The following is an 18,619-nucleotide window of genomic DNA, read 5'->3' as shown; positions in this document are numbered from 1 at the left end:
CTGCTGGCAAGACCGCGTCGCCTACGACCCCACCCGCCACCGAGCCTTGCAGGCCGTCCTCGCGTCCGCCGCTTGACACAGGGCTACTCATGCCGCTGACATGGCGCGCCAGTCGTCCCGGCAGCATCACTGTCAGTCCGGCATCCAGGTCGGCCGTCGCGTCGTCAGATCATGATCGTTGGCAGCAGATCTGGCCACCAGCACCAGGGTCGGCGTGACTCACCGTGATTGCTGGAGCGGGCGTCAACGCGAATACAAGACAGTTGGATTACCTGACCCTGCCAGTCGACCCCCGTCGAGGGCGGCAGCGACCTGGTCCATGATGTGCTGCCAGTGCGTCCGCTGCTGTTCGCGCTCTTCGGCGCTTGCCAGGTGCTCTTGGTGGAAGCGAAGCATCGTCCGGGCCCCGTCGGCGGCGGGAGCGAGGGCGACCTGCACCGTGGTGGTGTCGTGGGTGACGCGGATGCGGTCTGCCGGGCGGTAGCCGCGCACCTCGCCCGCCACTCCTGTGGCCGTCCGGTAGGGGGCGCCGCGTTCTGGGATGAGGACCGCGCCGGGGCCGAGCCAGAGGGCGAGCCCGTCGGGGCTGCTGATGAAGTCCCAAACGACGGGCACGGGGTGGGGCAGCGTGCGGGACACGCCGATCTGCCAGCCGGCGTCCTTGGTGAGTCCTGTGGGCATCGCGGTCATCCTTCCTCGGAGTGGCGGGCGCGCAGCGCCCTTACCTTGTGGCGGTTGCCGCAGTGCTCCATGGAGCACCAGCGGCGGTGGCCGGGGCGTGAGGTGTCGACGTAGACGAGGTGGCAGTCTTCGGCGGCGCAGGTGCGGATGCGGTGTGCGAAGGGGCCGGTCAGCAGCTCTATGGCGTCCCGTGCGACGGTGGCCAGCAGGTGCGTGCCGCGGTGAGTTCCGGCCCACTGTCGCTTCCCGGTCGGCGTGATGGCGGGTGCCAGGGCCGGACCGGCGGCTGCCTCGTTGATGACCTCCAGGTCACCGGGTGGGTGCGGCTCGCCGCGCGTGTGGGCGATGACCACACGAAACAGTGCATCGCGCAGCCTTCGCGCGTCCGTCACGTCGGCCTCGGAGATCTCCAGTACGGGCGTCGGGGTCAGCCGTGACCGGTCCGCCCAGGCGGCCAGATCGGCGGGCTCGTGCAGAACCTCGTATCGGCGGTAGGGGCCGGGGCCGCCGGTGACCAGCAGCTCCAGGCACAGCGCGCCCGGGTCGAACCGGTAGGCGACGCCGGTATGGGAGTGCAGCGTCAGCCCCTTGGTTGCGAGGAGGTCCATGTAACCAGTATAAACAGTTACATGGCATTGAGTTGGAAGCTGGTCATCGACAGCACGAACGCACCCGCCCTCGCAGACTTCTGGGCTGCGGCCCTGGAGTACGAGGTGGAAGACCCCAGCATGCTTATTGAGCAACTGCTGGCCGCCGGCCGCATCGGCGAAGAGGCGGTCAGCGAGCATCGCGGCCGCAAGACCTTCCGCGGCTACGCCGCGATCCGCCACCCCGAGGACCCGTTCGACGAGACCAGCGGCGTCGGCCGCGGCCGACGGCTGCTCTTCCAGGACGTGCCCGAGGGCAAGTCCGACAAGAACCGCCTGCACCTCGACGTCCACAGCGAGCCCGGGGACCTCGCTAAGCTGGTGACCCGGCTGGAAGACCTGGGGGCGACCCGCGTCCGCGAGGTCAACAAGGGACCCGCCGGGCACTGGTGGATCATGCAGGACCCGGAAGGCAACGAGTTCTGCGCGGCGTAGATCGGGCCGTGACCGCCCGCGACATCGCCGTGCTGCGCGGTCGTCGTGCGAGAGTCCGTTTTGGACACAGAAGGGAATGATCCCGTCGATGGGTCGGGGCAGCGCGACGTCCTCTCATGCCGCGATCCGCGCGCATCCGTCCGCCCTGTGGTGACCGAACGTAGTTGGACGAACTAGCCGCCCTGGTGGCGATGGCGGCCCCCAAGGCGTCCGACGTTGATCTCCTCTACATGTGGATCCTTGCATGTCAGGGCGTACCTGGCTGGGAAGTGGACCTGTACGCCGACAGTAGGTGAGGTGCCGCAGGACGACCTCGTCGGCGGATGCGCCCGGTCTTCGGATCGGGCGAGCACCGCAACATCAAAAGGACGCCGGGCCGGCGGCTGCCCGCGTCGGCCGGTGAGGATCGGGAGGTCGGAATGGACCGGCACGAGGTGTGCAACGCACTGCTGACGACGGGACTGTCGCCGGACGCCTTCGAGCTGGAGGGCGGCACGAGCACGTACCGGTCCCGCCCGACTTCAGATTCCTCCGCCGCTCACCCGGCGGTTGGGAGATCGGCCGCTACGAGCGCGGCGTGCACGCCGTCCGCCAGCGCTTCGACACCGAGGAGGAAGCGGGCGACGGACTCTGGACCGCGCTCACGGGCCGCCCCGCTCCTCCCTGATCCAGCAACCGCGCGTGGAGGGTCCCGGCCGACAGCTGCCTGGGGTCGTCCGCCGCGCCCGCCATTGCCACGCCGCTCGCCCGGGACCCGCAACCGGTGACCGGGCCAGGCGGTGGCGCCGCTGTCGATGGCGATCGTCGCGCCGGTGATGTGCCGGCCGCCCTCGCCCACCAGGTGGCTGACCGTCGCTGCTGCGCCCGGTCTCCGGACCGGGCGAGGATCGCAACAGGTCGTAGGTGTCGGCGTAACGACTGGTGTAGGGCCAGGTACGGCTGACGTGCAGACCGGTCATTCGAGCGCGGCCGCCCGGGCCGCGAACAGGCTGCGCTGGCGGGCGTTGCGGGTCATCGCCGCTGCACGTTCGAACTCGTGGCGGGCTTCGGCGTTGCGGCCGAGTCTGGCGAGCAGGTCGCCGCGGACCGCCGGGAGTAGCGGATAGTTCGGTAGGACCAGGGCGTCAACGATCTGCAGTCCGCGTGCGGGTCCGTGGGCGTTGCCAACCGCGACCGCGCGGTTGAGGTCCACCACGGGTGATGGCGACACGTATGCCAGCACCTGGTAGATGGCCGCGATCCGCTCCCAGTCGGTCTCTTCGGCGCGGGTGGCGCGGGCGTGGCAGGCCGCGATGGAGGCCTGCAGGACATACGGCCCGAAGGTGCCTTCGGCGCGGCCGAGCGCCTCCAGTCCTCGCCGGATCAGCAGCCGGTCCCAGCGCCGCCGATCCTGATCCTGCAGCAGGATCGGGGCCCCGTCCGGGTCGGTACGGGCCGGGGTGCGTGACGCCTGGAGTTCCATCAGGGCCACCAGCCCGTGCACCTCTGGCTCGTGCGGCGCCAGCGTGGCCAGGATCCGGCCCAGGCGTAGCGCCTCCTCGCACAGCGAGGGCCGGATCCAATCGTCACCGGCCGTCGCCGAGTACCCCTCGTTGAAGATCAGGTAAATGACCTCGAGGATCGAGGCCAGCCGCTCGACGACCTCGGTTGGCGGCGGCAGCTCGATGGCCACCTTCTTCTCGGCGAGCGTCCGCTTGGCCCGGGTGATGCGCTGGCCGACGGTGGGCTCCGCGACCAGGTAGGCCCGGGCAATCTCGTCGGTGGTGAGCCCGCCCAACAGCCGGAGGGTGAGCGCGACCCGGGACTCGGTCGACAGCACCGGATGGCAGGTGGTGAAGATGAGCCGCAACAGGTCGTCGCCGACATAGTCGTCGAGCTCCGCGGCGACGTCGGGGTCCTCCGCTTCCGGGGTCGTTCGTGCGATCTGTGCAAGCTTCTGCTGGTACCGGCTCTGCCTGCGCAGCATGTCGATGGCGCGATGCTTGGCAGTGGCCATGAGCCAGGAACCCGGGTGGTCCGGAACCCCCGTGACCGGCCACTGTTCAAGCGCGATGACGAGCGTGTCCTGAGCCAGTTCCTCGGCCAGGCCGACGTCGTGGACGATGCGGGCCAGGCCAGCGATGATCCGGGCGGATTCGATGCGCCAGACCGCCTCCACCACGCGACGAGGATCGGTAGCTGTCATAGCTACCGATCCTCGCAAGCCGGGAACGCTGGGCCGAACTCAGGCGGGGTTGCCGAAGTCCTCGGGGCCGAACACCTTCAGCACATCGGCCTCGCCTTGCCAGCCCGGCCACAGATCGCGGTGCAGCTTCATGAACCGGGAAGCCCATTCCACCGCCTCCTCCTTGGACCGGACCTGGTACAGCGCGTAGCTGATGGTCTCCTTCGCCTCGGCGAACGGGCCGTCGGTGACGCTCAGCGTGCCGCCGTAGAGGCGCACCTGGGCCCCGGCGACGCTCGGGGCCAGGCCAGCGGTGTCCAGCAGGGCACCGGCCGCGGAGGCTTCCGCGCCGAGCTTCAGGATGGCGTCCATCAGTTCCGCTGGTGGCGGGGCTGCGGGCTGGGTTCCCTTCAGCAGAATCATGTAGCGCATGACTGAATCCTCTCAGTGGTTGGTGCTGTTGTCAGGAAGCGGTGCGGTAGAAGCGGACGGAAACTGTGGCCAGCCAGGCCCAGACGGTCACGACCGCTGCGACGAAGGCCAGCGTGGTGGGGCCGTGCGAACCGCTGGCGATGCCGACGAACCCGGCGAGGAAGACCACTCCGGTGATACGGGAGAACCAGGCCAGCCGACGCCGGCCGTCGCGGGCGAAGCGGCTGGCCAGCACGAAGCAGGCCGCGATGAGGCACAGGAAGCCGATTCCGCCGGCCATGAAGTGCAGCCAGCCGTGCCAGCTGACCGTCGTGGTCTCGGGCGTACCGGCGGGGAAGCCCTGTGCGGGATCGGCGCGGAAGATCCCAGCTCCGATCAGGCTCACGCCATAGGTGGCGATCAGGAGCGGGGCCCAGGTGCCGCCCCGGCCGGGGGGCAGCGCCCGGCGCAGGCCGATCGCCGCGGCCACGGTCATCAACCCGGTGACGATGAAGTTGGTGATCTGAATCCAGCCCAGCTCACCGTTCGCGAGCAGGCTCCAGGCGTGCCGGCTCAGGTCGAAGCCATCCCGGGTCAACGCCTGGGCCAAGGCCACCACGACGTAGAGCGGGCCGGCGATGATGCCGTAGCCCAGCAGCGACCTAGTGATCCGGGCGGCCGGCGTGCAGTTCGAGCTCATGTCTCGTCTCCCTGTTCGAGGTCTCTACCTAGGCCTCGAACGGGGCGACCCGGATCCGACAAACAACCTTCAAGATCTTTTTGGTTTCCTGTTTTCCCTGTTCAGCGCCAGTTCCGTCGCAGCCGCAAGAGCACGTGCCGGTCCCGCCCGACTTCTGGTTCCTCCGCCGCTCACCCGGGACCCGCAACCGGTGACCGGGTCAGGCGGTGGCGCCGCCGTCGATGGCGATCGTCGCGCCGGTGATGTGCCGGCCGCCCTCGCCCACCAGGTGGCTGACCGTTGCCGCCACGTCGGCCGGCGTCCCGTACCGGCCGAGGGCGATGTGGGACCGCTGCGCGTCGGCGCTGGCGCTGTCCGACGGGTTCATGTCGGTGTCGGTGGAACCGGGAAGGATCACGTTGACGGTGATCCCGCGTGGGCCGAGTTCGCGAGCGAGGGCCCTGGTCAGGCCGTTGACCGCGCTCTTGGTCATGGCGTAGACGCTGACTCCCGGGTCCGGGACGCGGCTGGCGAAGCTGCTGCCGATGTTGACGATCCGCCCGCCGTCGCCCATGTGGCGTACCGCCGCCTGGGTCGCCAGGAACGCCCCGCGTACGTGCACGGCGATGGCCAGGTCGAGGTCGTCGAGGCTGACCTTGTCGATCGGCCCGGCCGAGAACACGCCGGCATTGTTGACCAGGATGTCCAGCCGCCCCAGTTCGGCGACGGTCCGCTCGACCGCTCCGACCACCGCCGTCCCGTCGGCGCTGTCGGCCCGGATAGCCAGGCCGGTGCGGCCGTACGACTCGATGTCGGCGACCACAGCCTTCGCGCTGTCTTCCGCCTTGCGGTAGGTGAACGCGACGTGGGCTCCGTCTTCGGCCAGCCGGCGAACGACGGCGGCGCCGATACCGCGGCTCCCGCCAGTGACAAGGGCAACCCTACCGGTAAGTCTGGACACGCTTCCCCAATCCTGTCTGTCGACTCAGGAGGATGAGCAGCCTATCCGGCACCGCCACCGGCACCGGAGCCGGCGTTTGGCCCGTCCCGGTGGGTGTGGACGGGTACCAGGTCAGCCGAGTTCCGTGCCGTGTTGCCGACCGTCCCTACCGTGGACGGCAGCCCGCCCGGACATCACCGGCGGCACCTGCGACGGGAGCGGTCATGTCCGGTCAAGCCCTGCTCCGTACCACGGTCGTCGCCCTGGCGGCCGCGCTGGCGGCCGGCGGCTGCGCGTCCAGCGGTACGAGCGCCACGGAATCCACCGCCACGACCTCGGTCACCGAGGCCCCCAGCGACGCGGCGGCATCCGGATCCGCCGCGCCCGCCACCGGCGAGGCGACGACGACCGGGAAGCCCGCCGACAGCGGTACGACCGGCGGCGGGTCGACGGGCGGCGGCACCGGCAGCAGCGGTGGGCAGTCCGGCGCCAAGCCGACGACCAGCGCCCCGAGGCCGGCCGGCCCCGCCGTCGCCTTCTTCCGGGTCGCCCAGAAGCCGTCCTGCCCGTCCGGAACGAGCGCCAACCCGATCGCGGGTACCCCCGTCGTCATCGAGTGGAAGGCCAGCAACGTCGACTCCGTCGCCCTGTCCGTCGACGGCCCGGGCGTGTACGCCGACAACTACCCGCCCACCGGCAGCGAGACCCTGAACTTTCCCTGCTCGGGAGCCGGGGGCGACGTCCAGCGGCACACGTACCTGCTGACGGTCCGCAACGCCCACGGCAAGCAGACGAAGACCCTCGTGGTGAGCGCGGCCGTGCACGACATCCCGCGGGTGTGACGTAACCCGACCCGATCGGACCCGACCCGATCGGACCCGACCCGCCGACCTGCCGGCGGGCCGGGCTGGCTGGGGCTGTGACCGGCGCGTACGGGACAATGGGTACGTGACGACGATCCCGAACGTGCTCGCCAACCGGTACGCCTCACCCGAGCTGGCCGCCCTCTGGTCGCCGGAGGAGAAGGTACGGATGGAACGGCGGCTCTGGCTCGCCGTACTGAAGGCCCAGCGGGACCTCGGCGTGGCCGTGCCGGACGGGGTGGTCGAGGCGTACGAGCGGGTGGTCGACGACGTCGACCTGGCCTCGATCGCCGAGCGGGAGCGGGTCACCCGGCACGACGTGAAGGCCCGGATCGAGGAGTTCAGCGCGCTCGCCGGGCACGAGCACGTGCACAAGGGGATGACCTCCCGGGACCTCACCGAGAACGTCGAGCAGCTCCAGGTGCGCCGCTCGCTGGAGCTGATCCGGGACCGGGTCGTCGCCGCCCTGGCCCGGCTGGCCCGGCTCGCCCACGAGCACTCCGGGCTGGTGATGACCGGGCGCTCGCACAACGTCGCCGCGCAGGCCACCACGCTGGGCAAGCGCTTCGCGTCGACCGCTGAGGAGCTGCTGATCGCGTACGAGCGGCTGGCGGACCTGATCGCGCGGTACCCGCTGCGCGGCATCAAGGGCCCGGTCGGCACCGCCGCCGACCAGCTCGACCTCTTCGATGGCGACGCGGAGAAGGTGGCCGACCTGGAGCGCCGGGTGGCCGGGCACCTCGGGTTCAGCCGGGTGCTGGACAGCGTCGGGCAGGTCTACCCGCGTTCGATCGACTTCGACGTGCTCGCCGCGCTGGCCCAGGTGGCCGCTGCGCCATCGTCGCTGGCCACCACGATCCGGCTGATGGTCGGCCAGGAGCTGGTCACCGAGGGCTTCAAGCCCGGCCAGGTGGGCTCCAGCGCGATGCCGCACAAGATGAACACCCGCTCGTCGGAGCGGGTGAACGGCTTCGCGGTGATCATCCGGGGTTACCTGTCGATGGTCGGGGAGCTGGCCGGCGACCAGTGGAACGAGGGGGACGTCTCCTGCTCGGTGGTCCGCCGGGTCGCCCTGCCGGACGCGTTCTTCGCCGCCGACGGGCTCTTTCAGACCTTCCTCACCGTGCTGGACGAGTTCGGGGCGTACCCGGCGGTGATCAACCGGGAGCTGGAGCGGTTCCTGCCGTTCCTCGCCACCACCAAGATCCTGGTCGCCGCCGTACGCCGGGGCGTCGGCCGGGAGGTGGCCCACGAGGTGATCAAGGAGCACGCGGTCGCCGTGGCGCTGGCCATGCGCGAGAAGGGCTCCGCCGAGAACGACCTGTTCGACCGTCTCGCCGCGGACGGCCGCCTCGGCCTGACCCGCGCCGAGATCGACGCCCTGGTCGCCGACCCGACCACCTTCACCGGTGCCGCCCAGGCCCAGGTCGACGCGATCACCTGCCGCATCACGGCGGTCGTCACGGCCCACCCCGAAGCCGCCACCTACTCCCCACCCCCGATCCTCTGACCCACCCCGGACGCCCGTCCCGCCTTCCCCCACCCGGCCTTCCCCCACCCGGCCTTCCTCCACTCGGGCCCGGCTCGGCCTGTCCCGGCCGGAGATCGACTCCGTTTGCGGCGTGTCGCGGTGTCCCCGGTCGGGTGATACCGCGACACGCCGCAAACGGAGTCGATCAAGCGCGGGCGTCGCCGTGGGCGGGTCGGGTGGGTGGGTCAGGAGTTGCGGGTGGGGGTTTCGGGGGCGGAGGAGAGGTTGGGGGCGCTGGCCGGTTCGGCGATGCCGCCGGGGGACCCGGTGAAGCTGGGGTCCTGGGCCGTCTCCGCGGCGACCAGCGGCTGGTCGTGCGGCATGACGTCGGGCACCTTGGGTACGACGATCACCGCCGTGCCATACGCGCAGATCTCCATCCACATCTCGCCGCAGTCGCGGCTGTCGAAGCGCATCCCCACCACGGCGTTCGCGCCGAGCCGGAGGGCCTCCTCGCCGAGCCGGGCCACCGAGTCGGTCCGCCATCGGGTGAGGTTGTCCGGCGCCATCGGGTCGTACGCGCCACCGCGCAGGTTCTTGACCCCCTCGCGGTACGGGTTCCGCGTCCGGGCCATCGATGAGACCACTTCGCCGAGGATCTGGCGGACCTCGTAGCCGGGTAGTTGATCCGTCGTCACGACCAGCACGGTTCCGATGCTGTCAGTCGGCGCCCGGGCCGTTCGCGAGCCGTGTTCACCTGATCGGATGCTGCAAAACGAGGCGGCGCGGACGGCGGGCACCTCGGCCCCCATCCGCGCCGCCATGGCGCTAACCGTCAGACACCGGCCACCGAGGTGATCCAGGCCGGTTGTACGCGACGCTGCCGTAGTTCTGGGTGCTCACGCCGTCGGCGGTGGAGGCGACCCCCGACCGCGCGATCTACCAGCCGATCGAGGTCACCAACGAGCTGGTCCGTTGTAGGAGGCGCTCACGGTGCGGGTGGTGTCACCCGAGGCGTGGTAGCCGCTGCCGACCCGGACGGACGTCGAAAGAATCGGCACCTGCCGATGGATGCCAGGCCCCCGAGTCCCGTTCACAAGAGCGAATAGAGATCCAACGGATGTGACGCGGCGGGCTCGCGAGGCGCTCGTCCCCGTTTGTCGGGAACTGGTCAGGGCTGTCGGGCGTCGTTCGAGATTTCCCTGGTCAACGGGGTGGTGCTGGCGTACCGCCGGCGCGGCACGCAACGAAACCGCAACGGCCCGGCAACGAACGCGCATCGACCCTCCAGCCGGACGGGTCGTGATGTCGATCACTGCCTGAGCTGCCCCCGGCCGGTGCGTCCGGACCGGAATCTGCCAGGTACGCTGGCTGCGCTCGCCCCGTAGTGGGCCGGCACCCAACTGCGTACACAGTCAGGAGTGCCCTGTGCCTCGCGTCGTCGTCGACGTCATGCTCAAGCCCGAGATCCTCGATCCCCAGGGTCAGGCCGTCGCAAACGCGCTGCCGCGGCTCGGCGTCAGTGACGTCGCCTCTGTCCGGATCGGCAGGCGGATCGAGATCGAGTTCACCGGCGCACCGGACCTGGACCGGGCCCGGGAGATCGCCGACAAGCTGCTCGCCAATCCGGTCATCGAGGACTTCACCGTCCGGGTGGTCGAGGCGGACGAGACCGTGGAAACGCACCCGTGACCGCCCGCGTCGGTGTGGTGACCTTTCCCGGGTCGCTGGACGACGGGGACGCGGCCCGGGCCGTACGGATCGCCGGCGCCGAGCCGGTCCGGCTCTGGCACGCTGACGCGGAGCTGCACGGGGTGGACGCCGTCGTCCTCCCGGGTGGCTTCTCCTACGGCGACTACCTGCGCTGCGGGGCCATCGCCCGGTTCGCCCCGGTGATGGACCGGATCGTGGACGCGGCCCGGGGCGGCCTGCCGGTGCTCGGCATCTGCAACGGCTTCCAGATCCTCTGCGAGGCCCACCTGCTGCCCGGCGCGCTCACTCGCAACCAGCACCTGCACTTCCGCAACCGGGACCAGGTCCTGCGGGTGGAGTCGGCCAGCACCGCCTGGACGAACGCCTTCCAGGCCAATCAGGAGATCCTGATCCCGGTCAAGAACGGCGAGGGCTGCTACGTCGCGGACGCCGCGACCCTGGACGAGTTGGAGGGCGAGGGGCGCGTCGTCGCCCGCTACGTCGGCGGCAACCCGAACGGGTCGCAGCGCGACATCGCCGCGATCACCAACGCCGCCGGCAACGTGGTCGGCATCATGCCGCACCCCGAGCACGCGGTGGAGGCGCTCACCGGCCCCTCCCTGGACGGCCTCGGCTTCTTCACCTCGGTGCTCAAGCACCTGGTGGGGACGCCGGCGTGATCGTACGCGGCGGGACCATCGGTCGGCTCCACCGCCTCACCGGCGGCCACGAGCGCAGCGAGGAGACGTCATGACCACCCATCCGGACCCGGCCGCCGTACGGGAGACACCGGGCGCCTTCCCGGCCGCCCCGGCAGAGGCGCGCGCGGCCACGGTGGTGCCGCAGGGCGGCCCGGCCGACGCGGGCCGGCACGTCGGCCCGGCGCCGGCCGCCGGCTGGACCGCCGGCGTGGACACCGTGTCGCAGGCCGCCGGCACCCCCGAGGAGCTCCAGCCGTACGCCGAGCTGGGCCTGCGGGACGACGAGTACGACCGGATCCGGCACATCCTCGGCCGGCGTCCCACCCAGGCCGAGCTGGCCATGTACTCGATCATGTGGAGCGAGCACTGCTCCTACAAGTCGAGCAAGGTGCACCTGCGCCAGTTCGGTGAGAAGGCCCCGCCGAGCGACCGGCTGCTCGCCGGCATCGGGGAGAACGCCGGCGTGGTCCGGGTCTCCGACGAGCTGGCGGTGACCTTCAAGGTCGAGTCGCACAACCACCCGAGCTTCGTCGAGCCGTATCAGGGCGCGGCGACCGGCGTCGGCGGCATCGTCCGGGACATCCTCGCCATGGGCGCCCGTCCGGTCGCCGTGATGGACCCGCTGCGCTTCGGTGCGGCCGACCACCCGGACACCGCCCGGGTGCTGCCCGGCGTGGTCGCCGGCGTCGGTGGCTACGGCAACTGCCTCGGCCTGCCCAACATCGGCGGTGAGGTCGTCTTCGACCCCTGCTATCAGGGCAACCCGCTGGTCAACGCGCTCTGCCTGGGCGTGCTGCCGGTCGACCGGCTGCAGAAGAAGGACGCCACCGGCCCCGGCAACATCGTGGTGCTGATGGGTGCCAAGACCGGCCGGGACGGCATCGGCGGCGTCTCGGTGCTGGCCAGCGCGACCTTCGACGAGGGCAGCGAGCAGCGTCGCCCGTCCGTGCAGGTGGGTGACCCGTTCACCGAGAAGCTGCTGATCGAGGCCTGCCTGGAGCTGTACGACGCCGAGCTGGTCGTCGGCATCCAGGATCTCGGCGGTGCCGGGCTGACCTGCGCGCTCACCGAGACCGCCGCCTCCGCTGGCACCGGCATGCGGGTGTGGCTGGAGCGGGTGCCGCTGCGCGAGCCCTCGATGGAGCCGCACGAGATCCTGGCCAGCGAGTCCCAGGAGCGGATGCTGCTGGTCGTCGCCCCGGACAGGCTGGAGGCGGTACTCAAGACCGCCGACAAGTGGGGCGTGCTGGCCACCGCGATCGGTGAGGTCACCGCGCCGTCCGCCGATGGGCGGCCGGGCCGGCTGCTGGTCACCTGGAACGGCCACGTGGTGGTCGACGTGCCGCCGGGTTCGCTGGTGGACGACGGCCCGGTCTACGCCCGCCCGATGCGGGAGCCGGCCGACCTGATCCTGCTCCAGGCCGACCGGGCCGAGACGCTGCCCCGGCCGAGCACGCCGGAGGCGCTGCGGGAGACCCTGCTCCGCATGATCGCGTCGCCGAACCTGACCGACAAGACCTGGGTGACCGAGCAGTACGACCGGTATGTGCTGGGCAACACCGTGCTCGCCCAGCCGGAGGACTCCGGCGTGATCCGGATCGACGAGCGCACCGGCCTCGGTGTCGCCCTGTCGGTGGACGGCAACGGCCGGTACGCCCGCCTCGACCCGTACAACGGGACGAAGCTGGCGCTGGCCGAGGCGTACCGGAACGTGGCGGTGACCGGCGCGAGGCCGATCGCCGTGACCAACTGCCTCAACTTCGGCTCGCCGGAGGACCCGGGCGTGATGTGGCAGTTCGCCGAGGCCGTGCGCGGCCTGGCGGACGGCTGCCTCGAACTGGGCATCCCGGTGACCGGCGGCAACGTCAGCTTCTACAACCAGACCGGCGCCGCCCCGATCCACCCCACCCCGGTGGTCGGCGTGCTCGGCGTGCTGGACAACGTCGCCGACCGGGTGCCGATGGGCTTCGTACCGCGGCCCGGTGGCGACCACGACCAGCTCTTCCTGCTCGGTGACACGCACGTGGAACTCTCCGGCTCGGAGTGGGCCTGGGTGACCCACGAGCACTTGGGCGGCATGCCGCCGCAGGTCGACCTGTGCCGCGAGCGGGTGCTGGCCGACCTGATGGCGGAGGCGGCCCGGGTCGGTCACCTCAGCTCCGCGCACGACCTCTCCGACGGTGGTCTCGCCCAGAGCCTGGTCGAGTCCTGCCTGCGGCGCGGGATCGGTGCCCGGATCGCTGTGCCGGAGCGGTTCGCCGACGGCTCGCTGCCGTTCGTGTTCCTGTTCAGTGAGTCGGCCGGCCGGGTGCTGGTCTCGGTGCCGCGCGGTCACGAGAAGGCGTTCACCGGCCTGTGCGGCGAGCGCGGCGTGCCGTGGGAGCGGATCGGCGTGACCGACCCGGCGGGCGGCGCCCTGGAGGTGCACGGCCAGTTCCGGATCGGCCTCGACGAGTTGCGCGACGCGCACACCGCGACCCTGCCCCGGCTCTTCGGCGGCTCGGAGGCCGCCCAGGTCGAGGTCGAGGCGACCCGGACCGGCACCACCACCGTCGCGCCGGCCACCGTCGGGCAGCCGGCGGACCTGCCGACCGCCGCGGACGAGGACGCGGAGGCCGGACCGGCCGCCACCGACGAGGACGCGCAGCCGGAGCCGACCGACGAGGAGCCCGAGGCGAGCGTCGCCGAGGCGGCGGAGCATGAGCGCCCGAGCACGGAGGTCCCCGCAGATGCGACGGCTCCCGACGCTCTGGCGACCCCGGCCGACCCCGGTGACGACGAGCAGCCCTCCGCGCCCGATAAGCGCTGAGGCGTTGGCTGCGGCCGTTTACGCCCAACCCGGCTCCGGTGCCCGGTTCGACTGGGGGCTGACCGGAGCGGCCGAACTCGGCCGGGTCTGCGCCGTGCTGGTGGTGGTGGACGTGCTCTCGTTCACCACCGCCGTGGAGGTGGCGGTCGGTCGTGGCATGCGGGTCCACCCGTTCCCCTGGGGGGAGCAGGCCGCGGACTACGCGCGGCGGGTCGGCGCGGTCGCCGCGGTGGGTCGCCGGCGGGCGACCCCGGAGCACCCGTGGTCGCTCTCGCCGGCCGCGTTGAGCACCGCGCCGGTCGTCGCCGACCTGGTGCTGCCGTCACCGAACGGCTCCGCGATCAGCGCCGCCGCCAGTGCCACCGGCCTGCCGGTGGTCGCGGCGTGCCTGCGCAACGCCCGCGCCGTTGGGCGGTGGCTGCACCGCCAGGGGTACGGCTCAACCGACGCCCCGGTGGGCGTGGTGGCCGCCGGTGAACGCTGGCCGGACGGCTCGCTGCGCCCCTCCGTGGAGGACCAGCTGGGCGCGGCGAGCGTGCTCGACGCCATCTCCGGCGTACCGGGTGGGCTGTCGGTGGAGGCGGCGATGGCGCTCGCCGCGCTGGCCAGCACCCCCGACGTCCCGGCGGCGGTGCGTGGCTGCGTCTCCGGCCGGGAGCTGATCGAGGGCGGCTTCGCCGGTGACGTGGAGGTCGCCGTGCGGGTGGGTGTCTCCGAGGTGGTGCCGGTGCTGCGCCAGGGCGTCTTCTCCGCCGCCTGACAACGCCAGGCGAAAGGGCCGCCCGGATCACCGGGCGGCCCTTTCACGTCAGGTCCTGCGGGTCAGTCGTCCAGCCAGTCGAGGCGGCGGCCGCCTCGATCCTGCTGCGGCGTCCCGTCCGGCCGCCCCCGGCCCGCCTGGGCCTGGTCGCCGTAGTAGCCGCCGCCCTGCTGCTGGTCGTAGCCGCGGTCGTCGTAGCCGCCGGTGCGCTGCTGCGGCGGCTCCTGGTCGTACCCGCCCTGCTGGCCGTATCCGCCCTGCGCGGCGCCGTAGCCGCCGCCCTGCTGCTGGTCGTACCCGCCCTGCCGGTCGTGGCCACCCTGCTGGTCGTAGCTGCTCTGCGGGGTGCCGTAGCCGCCGCCCTGCTGGTCGTAGCCGCCGCGCTGGTTGTACCCGGCGTCGTGGCCCTGCTGCTGCGGGCTGGCGTCGTAGCCGCCGCCCTGGCCGCCGTAGCCGGTGCCGCCGCCGTAACCGCCGGCCGGCTCCTGGCCCCGGCCGTACGGCGCCGGGTCGGGCTCGCCGTAGCCGTGCCCCTGTTCCGGCTGGTAGGTGCTGGTCGGGTACGGGTCGGCTGCCGGGGTGTACGCGCCGGTGCTATCCCCGGTGTACCGGCCGGTGGGCTCGTCGTAGCGCTCGCCGTAGCCGCCACCCTGCTCCTGGGAGCCGTAGCCGGGTCCGCCGGCCGGAGCGCCGTAGTCCCGGCTGCCGTAGCCGGCGTCGGCGGACGGTGCGTTGCCGTAGCCGCCCGCAGCCGCGCCGGCCGCGCCGTAGCCGGCGTCGGCGGACGGTGCGTTGCCGTAGCCGCCACCCGAGGACGGTGCGTTGCCGTAGCTGCCCTGCTGGCCGTATCCGCCCTGGGCGGGCTCGTTGCCGTAGCCGCTCCCGGCCCAGCCGCCCTGCGCGGCGCCGTACGGCTGCGGCGGAGCCCCGTACGGGTCCGGCGGGACGTCGTCCACGACCGGGCGGTGCATCATCGTTGGCGCGTCGCTGAGCGAGGTGCCGCCGACCATGGTCGGGTCCGGCCCGGCGCCGGCCCGGTTGACCACGCGGGTGTGGTCGTCGGCGCCCCGGTACGCGCCCCGCGCGCCGGGGACCGCGCCCGCGGCGGCGCCGGCCGGCGCGCCCTCGTCGTCCTCGTCGGCGTTCTTGCGCCGCACCCAGAGCAGCACGATGGTGCCGACGCCGGCCGCCACCAGCAGGCCACCCAGCAGGATGATCAGGAAGGAGCCGGAGCTGCCGCCCTCGTCGTTGGACGCGGCCTGGGCCTGCCCGGGAGTTGCCTCGGCGCTCTCGTCGGTGGCTTCCTCGGTCACCTCCTCGGTGGGCAGCGCCTCAACGCTCGCCGACGGCGTGGCGCTCGGAGACACCTCGACCTTGAGCGCCAGGGCGATCCGCTGGCCGGTCAGGCTCTGCCCGGCGCTCGCGTTGATGGTCTTGGTCCCGGGGGTGTTGTCCTTGCTGGCGCCGAGGTCGATCCGGCCGGGGCTGATCGGATCCGAGCTGGAGCCGGTGAAGCGGTAGTTGCCGCTGCCGTCGCTGGTGGTCTGGTACTGGTGGCCCTGCGAGTCACGCAGCATCACCATGGCGTTCGGGACCGCCTCGCCGTTGGCCGCCACGACCACCTTGCCGGAGATATACTTGACCGTCTGGATTTCCTGCGGCTGCGGGCCACGAACGGTGACATCCCGCTCGGCGCTGTCTGACTCACCGCCGATGCTCGCGTTGATCTGGACCTTGCCGGACTTCGTCTGACCGGAAGCGACGTCGCCGGCTACGAGCGTGACGCTGTAGTTCTTCGAATCGCCGCGACCGATCTCCTCCGTGAAATCGCAGCGCCCGCTGCAGCTCAGCTCCCCGAACGAGGTGCTGACCTTGATGTTGACGGAGTCGGAGTTGAGCGGCGGCAGCTTCGCGTTGTTGTTCGTCACTCGGAACGACAACGTGGCTCGTTGGCCGGAGTCGAGAGTGCCGGACGAGAGACCGGTGATCTGGACTCCCGGCTCGGCGGCTTGGGCCGCTGTGGCGGGGACGGTGAGCAGGGCGCCGGCAACCAGCGCTACGACCACACCGGCCCGCTGCTTCCAGGCACGTCGGTGTGTTGACACGTCCACCGCCTTCCGGACTTGACTTCCCGACCGGGTGGGCCCGGGATCATCACGGTACGAATACGCCGTCGGCAACTATGCCTTGTCTGACCGGATCGGCGCGACCCAGGGCCAGCGTCGGGGTCGGTGCGACCGAGTCGTATCGTCCCGTCGTGTCCTCTCCGCACATTAAGTCCGCCGCGGTCGCGGCGGCGTTGACGGCGCTCGACGAGGGGCGTACGCCCGAACGGCCGGTGTACCGAGAGGCGGTCCGTGCCTTGTTGACCGCCCTCGCGGCGCGCGCCCCCGGCCGATCGGTGGAGGTGCGTGTCCCACCTTACGGTGCAGTTCAGTGCCTTCCGGGCCCGCGACACACCCGCGGCACCCCGCCGAACGTGGTCGAGATGGATCCGCCGACCTGGCTGGCGCTGGCCACCGGGCGGCTCTCCTGGGCGGAGGCGGTCACCGAGGGTCGCGTACGGGTGAGCGGGAGCCGGGCGGACCTCTCCGCACAGTTACCCCTCTAGCAGCGACTCCGCGATCGTTGTCGGTGACGCAACGGAGCCAGATCGTGACTTTCTGTATCGACTCCCATTCGCGTACACTGTCAGGCGACGACAGTGGTCCCGGCCGACGAGCGCGGATCAGCACCTCTGATCCCGCCGGGCCAATCCAGACCAGCATGAGGGAGCGGCAGGGTGCCCCGAGGCGACGGCCGGTTGAGCCACGACCTTGATCCCCAACGGCCCGGCCCGCAGGACGCCTGTGGCGTCTTCGGTGTCTGGGCCCCCGGCGAAGAGGTCGCCAACCTGACCTACTTCGGGCTCTACGCGCTCCAGCACCGGGGCCAGGAGGCCGCCGGCATCGCGGTGAGCGACGGTTCCGGGGTGGTGGTCTACAAGGACCTCGGCCTGGTGGCCCAGGTCTTCGACGAGCCGACGCTGGCGAGCCTGCGCGGCCACGTCGCGATCGGGCATGCGCGCTACTCCACCACCGGCGGCTCGACCTGGGAGAATGCCCAGCCGACCATCCGGTCCACCACCTCCGGCACCACCATCGCGCTGGCCCACAACGGCAACCTGGTCAACACCGCCGAGCTGCAGAAGGAGGTCGCCGAGCGGGGCCTGGTCGCCGACGGCGCCACCAACGACACCTCGCTGGTGACCATGCTGCTGGCCAGCCGCCCGGACCTGTCCGTGGAGGCCGCCGCGCTGGAGGTGCTGCCGCAGCTGCGGGGCGCGTTCAGCTTCGTCTTCATGGACGAGTCGACGCTCTACGCGGCCCGTGACCCGCACGGCGTACGGCCGCTGGTGCTCGGCCGGCTGGAGCGCGGCTGGGTGGTGGCCAGCGAGACGGCCGCGCTGGACATCGTCGGCGCCAGCGTCGTCCGCGAGGTCGAGCCGGGCGAGCTGATCGCCATCGACGCCGACGGGCTGCGGTCCAGCCGGTTCGCCGCGCCGGAGCCCAAGGGCTGCCTCTTCGAGTACGTCTACATCGCCCGCCCGGACGCCACGATCGCCGGGCGCAACGTGCACGCCGCCCGGGTGCAGATCGGCCGCCAGCTGGCCAAGGAGCACCCCGTCGAGGCCGACCTGGTGATCCCGGTGCCGGAGTCGGGCACCCCGGCCGCGATCGGGTACGCCGAGGAGTCGGGCATCACCTACGGCGCCGGCCTGATGAAGAACCCGTACGTCGGGCGCACCTTCATCCAGCCGTCGCAGACCCTGCGCCAGCTCGGCATCCGGCTCAAGCTCAACCCGCTGCGGGAGAACGTGCGGGGCAAGCGGCTGGTGGTGGTCGACGACTCGATCGTGCGCGGCAACACCCAGCGGGCCATCGTGCGGATGCTGCGCGAGGCGGGCGCGCTGGAGGTGCACGTCAGGATCTCCTCGCCGCCGGTCAACTGGCCGTGCTTCTACGGCATCGACTTCGCCACCCGCGCCGAACTGCTGGCCAACGGGCTGGACAACGACGGCATCCGGCGCTCCATCGGCGCTGACACCCTCGGCTACGTCTCGCTCCCGGGTCTCATCGCCGCGACCGAGCAGCCCAAGACCCGGCTCTGCCGCGCCTGCTTCGACGGGGAGTACCCGATCGAGCTGCCGGCGGGGAACCTGATCGGCAAGCACGTGCTCGAAGGAGTGGGGCGGCGGGTCATGAGCGCGCCTTCCGACGACCTCGCGCACACCGCCCCACCGCTCGTCGCCACTCCGGGCGGCGTGACCGTCCACCCGTAGCACCACCTGGCGCCGCCCGGGCACCCCGAGCGGCACCGAGAACCA

Annotated in this window: 17 protein-coding genes; 9 read left to right on the top strand and 8 right to left on the bottom strand. The window is 71.7% G+C overall.

The window, feature by feature from the left end; translation table 11 throughout:
• Positions 1-243 precede the first annotated feature (243 nt).
• Positions 244-681 (bottom strand): SRPBCC domain-containing protein, encoded by a 438-nt coding sequence (locus ABZ807_RS25640; protein ID WP_357162948.1) that lies wholly within the window; start codon positions 679-681, stop codon positions 244-246.
• Positions 682-686: 5 nt separating this feature from the next.
• On the bottom strand, positions 687-1,289 hold the full coding sequence (locus ABZ807_RS25635) for a CGNR zinc finger domain-containing protein (RefSeq protein WP_357162945.1): 603 nt from the start codon (positions 1,287-1,289) through the stop codon (positions 687-689).
• Positions 1,290-1,310: 21 nt separating this feature from the next.
• Here ABZ807_RS25635 and ABZ807_RS25630 point away from each other — a divergent pair, with 21 nt between their 5' ends.
• A complete protein-coding gene (locus ABZ807_RS25630; RefSeq protein WP_357162942.1) occupies positions 1,311-1,763 on the top strand; it encodes a VOC family protein in 453 nt (150 codons plus the stop codon).
• Positions 1,764-2,718: 955 nt separating this feature from the next.
• Here the strand turns inward: ABZ807_RS25630 and ABZ807_RS25625 are convergent.
• From ABZ807_RS25625 to ABZ807_RS25610, 4 genes are all read right to left on the bottom strand, one after another.
• Positions 2,719-3,948 (bottom strand): RNA polymerase sigma factor, encoded by a 1,230-nt coding sequence (locus ABZ807_RS25625; RefSeq protein WP_357162938.1) that lies wholly within the window; start codon positions 3,946-3,948, stop codon positions 2,719-2,721.
• A gap of 39 nt (positions 3,949-3,987) precedes the next feature.
• Entirely contained in the window at positions 3,988-4,299 is a 312-nt protein-coding gene (locus ABZ807_RS25620) for a YciI family protein (RefSeq protein WP_357162936.1), read from the bottom strand.
• 91 nt (positions 4,300-4,390) lie between these two features.
• Positions 4,391-5,038, bottom strand: a complete 648-nt coding sequence (locus ABZ807_RS25615) for a DUF998 domain-containing protein (RefSeq protein ID WP_357162934.1) — start codon at positions 5,036-5,038, stop codon at positions 4,391-4,393.
• A 199-nt stretch (positions 5,039-5,237) separates the two neighbouring features.
• Entirely contained in the window at positions 5,238-5,978 is a 741-nt protein-coding gene (locus tag ABZ807_RS25610) for a 3-oxoacyl-ACP reductase family protein (protein WP_357162931.1), read from the bottom strand.
• A gap of 203 nt (positions 5,979-6,181) precedes the next feature.
• Here ABZ807_RS25610 and ABZ807_RS25605 point away from each other — a divergent pair, with 203 nt between their 5' ends.
• Entirely contained in the window at positions 6,182-6,799 is a 618-nt protein-coding gene (locus ABZ807_RS25605; protein WP_357162928.1) for a hypothetical protein, read from the top strand.
• 106 nt (positions 6,800-6,905) lie between these two features.
• Entirely contained in the window at positions 6,906-8,330 is a 1,425-nt protein-coding gene (gene purB / locus ABZ807_RS25600) for an adenylosuccinate lyase (RefSeq protein ID WP_357162924.1), read from the top strand.
• A 206-nt stretch (positions 8,331-8,536) separates the two neighbouring features.
• Here the strand turns inward: purB and ABZ807_RS25595 are convergent, their stop codons facing one another.
• Complete coding sequence (locus tag ABZ807_RS25595) at positions 8,537-8,998, bottom strand: YbjQ family protein (RefSeq protein ID WP_357162921.1); 462 nt, start codon at positions 8,996-8,998, stop codon at positions 8,537-8,539.
• 721 nt (positions 8,999-9,719) lie between these two features.
• Between ABZ807_RS25595 and purS the strand changes: the two genes are divergently transcribed.
• The 4 genes from purS (at position 9,720) to ABZ807_RS25575 (ending at position 14,253) form a co-directional block, all read left to right on the top strand.
• Positions 9,720-9,983, top strand: coding sequence for a phosphoribosylformylglycinamidine synthase subunit PurS (purS, locus tag ABZ807_RS25590; RefSeq protein ID WP_357162918.1), 264 nt, complete (start codon positions 9,720-9,722; stop codon positions 9,981-9,983).
• Positions 9,980-10,663: a phosphoribosylformylglycinamidine synthase subunit PurQ gene (gene purQ / locus ABZ807_RS25585; protein ID WP_357162915.1), complete on the top strand. Its 684-nt coding sequence runs from the start codon at positions 9,980-9,982 to the stop codon at positions 10,661-10,663. Before purS ends, purQ begins: the two co-directional genes overlap by 4 nt.
• A 70-nt stretch (positions 10,664-10,733) precedes the next feature.
• Complete coding sequence (gene purL, locus ABZ807_RS25580; protein ID WP_357162912.1) at positions 10,734-13,493, top strand: phosphoribosylformylglycinamidine synthase subunit PurL; 2,760 nt, start codon at positions 10,734-10,736, stop codon at positions 13,491-13,493.
• Positions 13,494-13,497: 4 nt separating this feature from the next.
• Positions 13,498-14,253, top strand: coding sequence for a 2-phosphosulfolactate phosphatase (locus ABZ807_RS25575; protein WP_357162909.1), 756 nt, complete (start codon positions 13,498-13,500; stop codon positions 14,251-14,253).
• Positions 14,254-14,315: 62 nt separating this feature from the next.
• Here the strand turns inward: ABZ807_RS25575 and ABZ807_RS25570 are convergent, their stop codons facing one another.
• Complete coding sequence (locus tag ABZ807_RS25570; RefSeq protein ID WP_357162906.1) at positions 14,316-16,358, bottom strand: carboxypeptidase-like regulatory domain-containing protein; 2,043 nt, start codon at positions 16,356-16,358, stop codon at positions 14,316-14,318.
• Positions 16,359-16,510: 152 nt separating this feature from the next.
• On the opposite strand from ABZ807_RS25570, the gene ABZ807_RS25565 reads away from it, so the two are divergent.
• Both ABZ807_RS25565 and purF read left to right on the top strand, forming a co-directional pair.
• Positions 16,511-16,864 carry a sterol carrier family protein gene (locus ABZ807_RS25565; RefSeq protein WP_357162903.1) on the top strand — a complete coding sequence of 118 codons (354 nt, stop codon included), beginning with the start codon at positions 16,511-16,513 and terminating at the stop codon, positions 16,862-16,864.
• A 171-nt stretch (positions 16,865-17,035) separates the two neighbouring features.
• Positions 17,036-18,574 (top strand): amidophosphoribosyltransferase, encoded by a 1,539-nt coding sequence (gene purF / locus ABZ807_RS25560; protein WP_357162900.1) that lies wholly within the window; start codon positions 17,036-17,038, stop codon positions 18,572-18,574.
• The last annotated feature ends 45 nt before the right edge of the window (positions 18,575-18,619 follow it).

The sequence above is a fragment of the Micromonospora sp. NPDC047548 genome, from assembly GCF_040642975.1.
Lineage (GTDB): Bacteria > Actinomycetota > Actinomycetes > Mycobacteriales > Micromonosporaceae > Micromonospora.
Note: the sequence above shows the minus strand (reverse complement) of the source record. Positions and strands in the feature narration are given on the sequence as shown.

Bases quoted from the DNA above. Each gene is read 5' to 3' on its own strand.
- ABZ807_RS25620 (WP_357162936.1), bottom strand. From the start codon at position 4,299: ATGGACGCCATCCTGAAGCTCGGCGCGGAAGCCTCCGCGGCCGGTGCC.
- ABZ807_RS25615 (WP_357162934.1), bottom strand. From the start codon at position 5,038: ATGAGCTCGAACTGCACGCCGGCCGCCCGGATCACTAGGTCGCTGCTG.
- ABZ807_RS25635 (WP_357162945.1), bottom strand. From the start codon at position 1,289: ATGGACCTCCTCGCAACCAAGGGGCTGACGCTGCACTCCCATACCGGC.
- ABZ807_RS25605 (WP_357162928.1), top strand. From the start codon at position 6,182: ATGTCCGGTCAAGCCCTGCTCCGTACCACGGTCGTCGCCCTGGCGGCC.
- ABZ807_RS25625 (WP_357162938.1), bottom strand. From the start codon at position 3,948: ATGACAGCTACCGATCCTCGTCGCGTGGTGGAGGCGGTCTGGCGCATC.
- ABZ807_RS25640 (WP_357162948.1), bottom strand. From the start codon at position 681: ATGCCCACAGGACTCACCAAGGACGCCGGCTGGCAGATCGGCGTGTCC.
- purL (WP_357162912.1), top strand. From the start codon at position 10,734: ATGACCACCCATCCGGACCCGGCCGCCGTACGGGAGACACCGGGCGCC.
- ABZ807_RS25630 (WP_357162942.1), top strand. From the start codon at position 1,311: ATGGCATTGAGTTGGAAGCTGGTCATCGACAGCACGAACGCACCCGCC.